At 78.2% G+C, this 876-nt stretch carries 1 protein-coding gene; it reads left to right on the plus strand.

The window, feature by feature from the left end; translation table 11 throughout:
- Positions 1-106 precede the first annotated feature (106 nt).
- On the plus strand, positions 107-876 hold a 770-nt coding region (locus tag E1265_RS36580; RefSeq protein WP_132935228.1), incomplete at its 3' end, for an AsnC family transcriptional regulator.

An 876-nucleotide genomic window follows, 5' to 3' on the forward strand; every position in this document is an offset into this window, starting at 1 on the left:
GGTCTGCGGCGAGGGAGGCACCAGGGGATGGTGCGCCCGGGGGCCGGCGGGCGTCGGGCCATCCGGGCCCGGCGCGCGGTTTCGGCCTGCGGATTACGCTTTTCGCGTGGATCTGCGCGCGCTCGACGAGCTTGACCGGCGGTTGGTCCATGCCCTGCAGCTCGACGGCCGAGCCGCGTTCACCCGGATCGGCGAGGTGCTCGACGTCTCGCACCAGACCGTCGCGCGCCGGTACCGGGCGCTGTGCGCCGCCGGGGTGCTGCGGGTGCGTGGCCTGCCGCACGCGCGTCGGCTTGGCCAGGCCGAGTGGTCGCTGCGGCTGCGGTGTCGGCCGGCGGCGGCGGCCGAGGTCGCGCGCGCCCTGGCGCGCCGCCCCGACACCAGTTGGGTGGCGCTCACCGCGACCGCCGGCGAGGTGCTGTGTGTGGCCCGCACGGCGGCCGTAGTCGAGCACGACGCGTTGCTGCTGCGCGCGCTGCCGCGTACGCCCGAGGTGCGGGAGGCCGCCGCCCGCCTCGTGCTGCGTACCCACGTCGGGGACGCGGCCGGCCGGCAGGGCCGGCTCGAGGCACTCGGCGCCGAGCGGGCCGCCGCGCTGCGCGGCCAGGCCCTGGCGGAGGGCGCGGGCTCCGAGCCGTACCGCGCGGACGCCGCCGACCGGCCGCTGTTCGCCGCGCTCGCCGCCGACGGTCGGGCCAGCGCCCGGGAGCTCGCCACCCGGGCCGGCCGCTCGGAGAGCTGGGCCAGGGAGCGGCTCGACCGGCTGCGGCGGCAGGGCGTGCTCTACTTCGAGGCCGACGTCGACGCCGCGCGCCTCGACCACCACAGCACCACCGTGCTGTGGCTCACCACCCCGCCCGCCCTGTCTCTTATACA

It is taken from the genome of Streptomyces sp. 8K308 (genome assembly GCF_004348315.1).
Classification (GTDB): domain Bacteria; phylum Actinomycetota; class Actinomycetes; order Streptomycetales; family Streptomycetaceae; genus Streptomyces.